The sequence below is a fragment of the Lagierella sp. genome (assembly GCF_029983815.1).
Taxonomy (GTDB): domain Bacteria; phylum Bacillota; class Clostridia; order Tissierellales; family Peptoniphilaceae; genus Mediannikoviicoccus.
Window position 1 is genome coordinate 1 of record NZ_JASBYU010000032.1, and the last position, 7,060, is coordinate 7,060.

6 protein-coding genes and 1 pseudogene are annotated in these 7,060 nt (G+C 29.4%); 6 read left to right on the forward strand and 1 reads right to left on the reverse strand.

The window, feature by feature from the left end:
* Positions 1–805: 805 nt before the first annotated feature.
* Together Q1K37_RS08210 and Q1K37_RS08215 are read left to right on the forward strand one after the other, a co-directional pair.
* Positions 806–1,561, forward strand: a complete 756-nt coding sequence (locus Q1K37_RS08210; protein ID WP_300411216.1) for a hypothetical protein — start codon at positions 806–808, stop codon at positions 1,559–1,561.
* Positions 1,562–1,930: 369 nt separating this feature from the next.
* Positions 1,931–2,074, forward strand: a complete 144-nt coding sequence (locus Q1K37_RS08215; protein WP_300411218.1) for a hypothetical protein — start codon at positions 1,931–1,933, stop codon at positions 2,072–2,074.
* A 1,057-nt stretch (positions 2,075–3,131) separates the two neighbouring features.
* Here the strand turns inward: Q1K37_RS08215 and Q1K37_RS08325 are convergent.
* Positions 3,132–3,389 (reverse strand): annotated as a pseudogene (locus Q1K37_RS08325) (AbrB/MazE/SpoVT family DNA-binding domain-containing protein).
* 195 nt (positions 3,390–3,584) lie between these two features.
* Here Q1K37_RS08325 and Q1K37_RS08225 point away from each other — a divergent pair.
* The 4 genes from Q1K37_RS08225 to Q1K37_RS08240 all read left to right on the forward strand — a co-directional run.
* Positions 3,585–4,247, forward strand: a complete 663-nt coding sequence (locus tag Q1K37_RS08225; protein WP_300411220.1) for a response regulator transcription factor — start codon at positions 3,585–3,587, stop codon at positions 4,245–4,247.
* Positions 4,235–5,107 carry an ATP-binding protein gene (locus Q1K37_RS08230; protein ID WP_300411221.1) on the forward strand — a complete coding sequence of 291 codons (873 nt, stop codon included), beginning with the start codon at positions 4,235–4,237 and terminating at the stop codon, positions 5,105–5,107. The genes Q1K37_RS08225 and Q1K37_RS08230 overlap by 13 nt, the downstream gene beginning before the upstream one ends.
* Positions 5,108–5,196: 89 nt before the next feature.
* A complete protein-coding gene (locus Q1K37_RS08235; protein WP_300411222.1) occupies positions 5,197–5,874 on the forward strand; it encodes an ABC transporter ATP-binding protein in 678 nt (225 codons plus the stop codon).
* On the forward strand, positions 5,858–7,060 hold a 1,203-nt coding region (locus Q1K37_RS08240), incomplete at its 3' end, for an ABC transporter permease (protein WP_300411224.1). The genes Q1K37_RS08235 and Q1K37_RS08240, both read left to right, overlap by 17 nt.

Consider the following 7,060-nt stretch of genomic DNA (forward strand, 5'->3'; position numbering starts at 1 on the left):
CGCTTTTGAAAAAAATAGAAAATTTATCCATACTGTACTCTCAAGCCATGTTGAAAGTGTGGCGCTTTTGTCAAAGGAATAGTAAATATTCAAAAAAAGGTGTTGAAATCAAGGGGCTTTAAGATTAAAAAGAAATCTTCAAGGCCTGTTTTTTTGCTTCAATGCATCTATCTTATTTCTGAAATATTATACTAAGAATTCCTGAATTTAAAAGTGTAAATACCCAAATACTTGAATGAATTACGGACAAATACTTGAATGAAAATTGGTCAAATACTTGAATGGAAATAGGACAAATGCTTGAATGAATTATGGGCAAATACTTGAATGAATTATGGGCAAATACTTGTAGGTCTTTTAAATTAGTTGAATAGCGTGAGCCTATCCTTTAAAATATACTTATATTAAGTTCCGAAATGGAAATAATTCTAAATATAGAAGGGTGTAGTTTTATGGTAATAAAACGTGCTCATTATTTAAATAAGTTAATAAAAAAATAATAGACTAATTAAGATTATGATTTTGATTTTTACACGAGAGAAATAAAGGTTAGAAAATATAGTATTTGAAGTTTTTTTGAGAGTGGAATTTAGGTTACACTTCAGAAGGTCTAGATTTCATATATGAAAATAGATCTGCTGTAAAATATACGTTAGAATGTATATTATTGTATTAGACAAAACTAGAGTATGTGAGTTAGGTATTATGAAATTTTTGAAATAAAAATGAATCTGAATTAATTTTGTAATCTAGGTATTTTGAAGGTTATAGGTTGAAAATATGCTGAGAAATGGAGAGATGTTTATTGTTTAATCCAGGCTTAAAAATAGGACAAATTATAAAGAATTCTGATATTATAGAAATATTTAAATGTGGAAATATGGGAGGTATGAGGCGTTCCAAAAAAACGAATACACTTGTCCTCGTATCTGATTATACAAAAGGTCTTTATTTTGATAAATGGATTGATGGAGTTCTTCACTATACTGGCATGGGCAAATTAGGGGATCAAGATATCAATTGGGCACAAAATGCTACTTTAGCCGAGTCTGATTTCAACGGAGTTGATGTTCATCTTTTTGAAGTCATAGATCCCGCCGAATATATTTACTGTGGAAGAATAGAGCTCGTGAAGGAACCATACATAGACAAACAGCCAGGGGAAGATGGAAAAGATCGCAAAGTATGGATATTCCCAATAAAACCTGTGCCAGATAATGATGTAAAGAAACCACAAATGTTTGTATTCGAAAATATGGAAGACTACAAAAATCGTGGGAAGAATGTTGATGGTCAATACATAAAATGGATGAGAAATAGAAAGAAAAAAGGGATAAAGAAGCCAAGGTATGTTACTCCTATTATTCCAAAACCTGAACCAAAAGAAAAAATAACAATACCAGAAAATATTGTTGGAAAACGGGTAAGACATAAGGTGTTTGGACTTGGCGAGATTATAGCCGTCGAAGGTATTTCAATTATTGTTCAATTTAATAAACTAGGATTAAAGAAGCTTGGATATGAATTTTGCATAAAGAAGAAATTGTTGGAGTTCATCTAAGTAGATTGTGAGATACCTAAAATTATTCATCCGACACCTGCTGACCATAGACTAAATCTTCAGGCAGAAGGCTCAACACTAATCTGGTTTTCTATTACTTGGTCTTTGGAACTTTATGAGCAGACCAAGGCTAGGCTATATAGACAGAAGCAAAAAGAAACAGCTGTGATTCATTACATCTTAGCAAAAGATACAATTGATGAAGATGTGATGAAAGCATTAGAAAATAAAAATAAAACTCAAGCTGCACTGAAAAATGCAGTAAAAGCAAATCTAGAGAATTAAGTTGATAGCATGTCACTATCGATTTTTGATAGATAAATATACGATATATGGATAACTTACATCAAAAATCTATGGAGATAAGAAATGGATGCAAAGGAATATTTAAAACAAGCTTTTTATTTAGACAAGAGGATCAACAGTAAACGAGAACAGGTGGAAAGTTTAAATGCGCTAGCGACAAAAGCAACATCAACATTATCAGATATGCAAAAGAATTCTAAGAGATGAGCATTAAGACATAAAGGCAAGGTTGTGAATATTATAGATCTTAAAAGAGATTAACAGAGATATAAATAAGTCGGTTGATTTGAAGTAGGAAATTGTAAGGACGATTAAAAAGATAGATAATAAAAAACTTCAAGTAGTTCTTGAAAAAAATATCTTTGGTTTGAATCTTGGGAAAAAATGGCAATGGAGATGAATTATTCAATACAGCATATCTATAGGATTCATAGTAAAACTTTAAAAAGTAGAGAAGTATAAAATAAAAATCGGGTGACGCATAAATGCATCACCCGCAAAACTATTATAGATCCTAATTATTTGCTATATGAAACTTGCCATTAATATTATCAAAAATTATCAATTTTCCATCTTCTGTAGAAAAGACATAAGCACCTCTGACTAATATATTTTTTCTTTTTACATATCCTAACTGCTTTAATTTTATATTTGTGACAGCATTTTTCTTCAATGTTTGTATTGCTTGGTTAGTAGTGTAGTTAGACCTTAAACACAGAAAAGATATTAAACTGATTGTAACAAGTATATAACTAACAATCAAAGTTCGATTGTTGTGATTTTTTAAAAATACTATTAGCAGATAAAAGAAAATCATTATATAAGGTGTTACCATTATATCTACAGCATATAAAACAATATCAGCTACTATAATTAACAGTAGAATGATAAATGGAATTATTGAAAGTAAAATATTAGTGTTGACCTTGTGCTTCAGCAATTTTTGTATTTTTAGCATTTTTTTATCTTCCTTTGCCTTATAATTTTCCAATTAAGTAGTCAGATTGAAGGACCTTAAGACCTTTCTTTTTTAATTTTGGATAAAATAAATATATCACAAACATAAACGAATTAACGTATGTAAATCGTTTCAATTAAAGCTTCATGCAAAGAGAGGAGATAGAGTTGGAATATAATTTTTCGAAGAGATGGGTGAGTGGGATTTTCTATAAAAAATTCGAGTTTCTTTTAGTTTGCTTCTTTTCTTTATCAGAGAGCTTTTTATAGTGTTTTTAAAGGTTTGAATAAGTGATTTTATAGGAGATTATTTATCTAATTCTTCAAATAAAGACTCAATAGAATCGAAAACTGGCCTTTTTCCATTTTTTATTGATTCTTTAATTTCTTTTACTTCAGCTTTTTAATTTTTTATTACATGTTCTGGATAGACTGCAACTAGAACAAGTACAATCTTTCCATTATCTTCAAGGACTTCAAATTGATCGCCTTGATTTAATTTCATAGAATTTACGATATCTTTTGGAATAGTTACTTGTGACTTAGCTTTTAATTCAACTAACATGACAAAATCTCCTCGGTTAGAAATTCATACTTTCTAACTAGAATATAACTGCGCATACCCAAAAAGTCAAGAGGAAAATAAAGTTGTTAGAATGAAAGTATTAAAATGTAGTATCATTAGAATAACAGGATATGGTTACCATTACTCCTAATTTAAGAATTAATAATTTAAAGTGTTACTATATTTAGGAAGGCAATGAAAATTATGAAAAAAATTTTAATTATCGAAGATGACAAACATTTAAATAAAGGTCTATCTATATCTTTAAAAGATAATTATGAGGTAATTTCATCTTATACTTGCAAAGATTCCATACAATATATAGGTAATGCGGATCTAATTATATTAGATATGAATTTACCCGATGGAGATGGTCTTGAAATAATAAAATATACAAGAAAAAATTCACAGATACCTATTATAGTACTGTCGGCAATTGATCTTGAACCGTATATAATATCTGCTATTGAATTAGGTGCAGATGATTATATTACTAAGCCATTTTCTTTAGGGATATTGAAAGCTAAAATTAAAAGAGTATTTGAAAAAACAAGCATTGAAGATTTTGAAGTTTACAGAAAAGACGGTTTTAATTTTGATTTTCAAAATAACAACTTTTTCGTTGATGATAAAAATATTTATCTAACACCAACAGAAGCTAGAATACTCTACTTTTTAATTAAAAATAAAAGTCATATTTTAACAAAGGAGATTTTATTTGATTTGATTTGGGGAACGGATGACGAGTTTATTGACCAAAATACACTTAGTGTTAATATTTCTAGAATAAGAAACAAGTTAAAACCCTACGACCCAATAGAAACGGTGTTTGGAGTTGGCTACAAATGGAGTTATTAGTAATTGTTTTAATGGTTGTTTTAGCAATACTTTTATACAGAGATATAACTTTAAGAAAAGAAATTAGAGATCTTTCAAGCTATATTGACGAAGCCTTAAAGGGTAAGTTAGAAAATTCTAACCTTGATGAAAGTGAATTTTCTAAAATAAAATCAAAGTTAATTAAATTTTTATATGCGGGTCAAGTAAAAGAAATTAAATTGAGAACAGAAAAAAACAAAACCAAAGATTTAATAGCTGATATATCGCATCAGACAAAGACACCCATCACAAATCTATCTTTATATATAAGTCTCTTAGAAGATGAACCAAAAGAAGAGTATATAGAGATTATAAAGTATGAACTGGACAAGCTGAAATTTTTAATTGAAAACCTTGTAAAATCATCTAGACTTGAATCGGATATTATTGTGTTACAAAAAAATCCGGAAAATTTAAAAGAAGTGGTTAATGAAGTTTTAATAGAATTCAAACCTAAATTAATAGAAAAAGATATAAAAACTTACTTAGCTTGTGAAGACTGTATTTTTTATTTAGACGAAAGATGGCTCACAGAAGCCATCCATAACTTAGTGGATAATGCTATAAAATATTCTCCAGATGGTTCCACTATTAATATTTCTGTATACAAATCTTATCTGAATTATAATTTTGAGATAGAAAATGAGTGCAAAGACTTATCAGAAGAAACATTACCAAAAATATTCGAAAGATTTTACAGGGGCCAAAACTCAGTTTCTAAGGATGGCCTTGGTTTAGGTCTCTTTATAGTCAGAGAAATTATAGAAAAACATGGTGGCAATATAAAGGCGTCTCTAGATAAAAATAAAATAAAATTTTCAGTAGACTTCCCTTTGTGAGAAGTCTTTTTTTCTTACAAAGTTGTAAGAAGTTCTGTAAGTGCTTTGTAAGACAAAGGTGTTATATTAAATGTGGAGAGGTGATAGACATGTTAGAAGTAGAAAATTTAAAAAAATATTATAATACAAATGGTGTTGAGGTAAGAGCGCTTGACGACGTATCCTTTTCTGTAGATAATGGGGAATTTATTTCTATAATTGGAGCCTCAGGATCAGGTAAATCAACTCTATTACATTTAATAGGAGGACTTGATTACCCTACAAGTGGTAAAGTAGTTATTGATGATACAGATATTTATGAACTAAAGGATGATGAGAGGACTATTTTTAGAAGAAGAAATATTGGCTTTGTGTTTCAGTCCTATAATCTGTTACCAATGTTAAATGTTTATGAGAACGTAGTATTACCCTTTGGACTAGATGGCGAAAAGATTGATAAAAAATATGTAAAACATATTTTGGAAATTTTAGAAATTAAGGACCAGGCTTATAAGATGTCCAATGAATTATCTGGAGGTCAACAGCAAAGAGTTGCAATAGCCAGAGCTTTGGTAACTAAGCCGTCATTAATATTAGCTGATGAACCTACGGGAAACTTGGATTCAAAATCATCTTCACAAGTTGTTTACTTATTAAAAAAGATTAATAAAGAGCTTGGAAATACTATACTTATGATTACTCATGATGATACGGTGGCTCAGGCTGCAAACAAAATGATAAGAATTGAGGATGGGAAGTTGGTGAGAAATAATGAAAGTAAAAAATAGTGCATATATTAGACGACTTGCCAAAAACATCCTAAATGCTAATAAAAGCAGGAAAAATATTCTCTTATTAGCCATAGCATTAACCTCTATACTATTTACAAGTCTTTTTTCAGTAGTACTGGGATTAGGAAAAAGCATGGAAACCCAAACTATGAAAACTATTGGTACTATTAGCCATGGTTCTTTTAAAGATATTTCTGATGAAGATGTAGAAATTTTAACTCACGATAAGGATATAAAAGATTTTTCAGTAAGAGAAAAAGTTGGAATACTTGATAATCAAAAAATCATGGCAGAGTTATCTTATATGGATAAAAATGGATTCAATTGGGCACTTTTAGAAAAAGTCAAAGGAAAGTTTCCAGAAAAAGAAAATGAAGTATTTGTAGATATAGCAACTGTCAAGAAATTAGGTTATAAGGGTGAGATTGGAGAAGAGATAGAAATTCCTTTTAATATTGAAAAACCTTACACTGGAGAAACTATTGAAAAGAAAAAGGGAACATTTGTCATATCTGGGACTTATCAAAGTCCAATAGACTCTAATGTTGGTGTAGGACAAATCTATTTATCAAAAACTTATGTAGATAAATTATCACTTCCGGAAAAAACTAACGATATGGAAGTGATGTTGAAAAATTCTTTTAGGATAAAGGATAAACTTTTAAAGATTGCGAAGAGAAATGGTTATGAGGTGGTGGAGGACTCTGGAAATTTATCTGACAAGGAAATAAGAATTGGAGTTAACTTTGCCTATATTTTATCAGGAAGTAATAGTTTTGATTTTATGACTTTCTTACCAGCATTTGCACTTTTGCTTTTGGTGATGCTAGCAGGATATTTAATAATTAACAATATTTTTAAAATATCAGTCAATGAAGATATAAAACTTCTGGGGCTTTTAAAAACAATTGGAATGACAAAGCCACAAATTAGAAAGCTTGTTCATCTTGAGTCTCTAGCTGTTGCTCTCCCATCTATAATAATTGGAAATATAATCGGAATTTTTATTGGAAAAATTATTTTAAATAAAATATTTGTAAGTAATGAGATGTTGACGAATGTAAAATTATCGCTCGATGTAATAATCTTAATTATTTTATTTTCCACATCCTTTACTCTGCTTACAGTTTTTCTATCAGTTATGAGACCTGCAAGGTATGCGGCAAAAGTTTCTCCAATAGAT

Excerpts from the sequence above, each read along its gene's own strand:
- Q1K37_RS08215 (WP_300411218.1), top strand. The coding sequence starts at position 1,931 with ATGGATGCAAAGGAATATTTAAAACAAGCTTTTTATTTAGACAAGAGG.
- Q1K37_RS08225 (WP_300411220.1), top strand. The coding sequence starts at position 3,585 with ATGAAAATTATGAAAAAAATTTTAATTATCGAAGATGACAAACATTTA.
- Q1K37_RS08230 (WP_300411221.1), top strand. The coding sequence starts at position 4,235 with ATGGAGTTATTAGTAATTGTTTTAATGGTTGTTTTAGCAATACTTTTA.
- Q1K37_RS08235 (WP_300411222.1), top strand. The coding sequence starts at position 5,197 with ATGTTAGAAGTAGAAAATTTAAAAAAATATTATAATACAAATGGTGTT.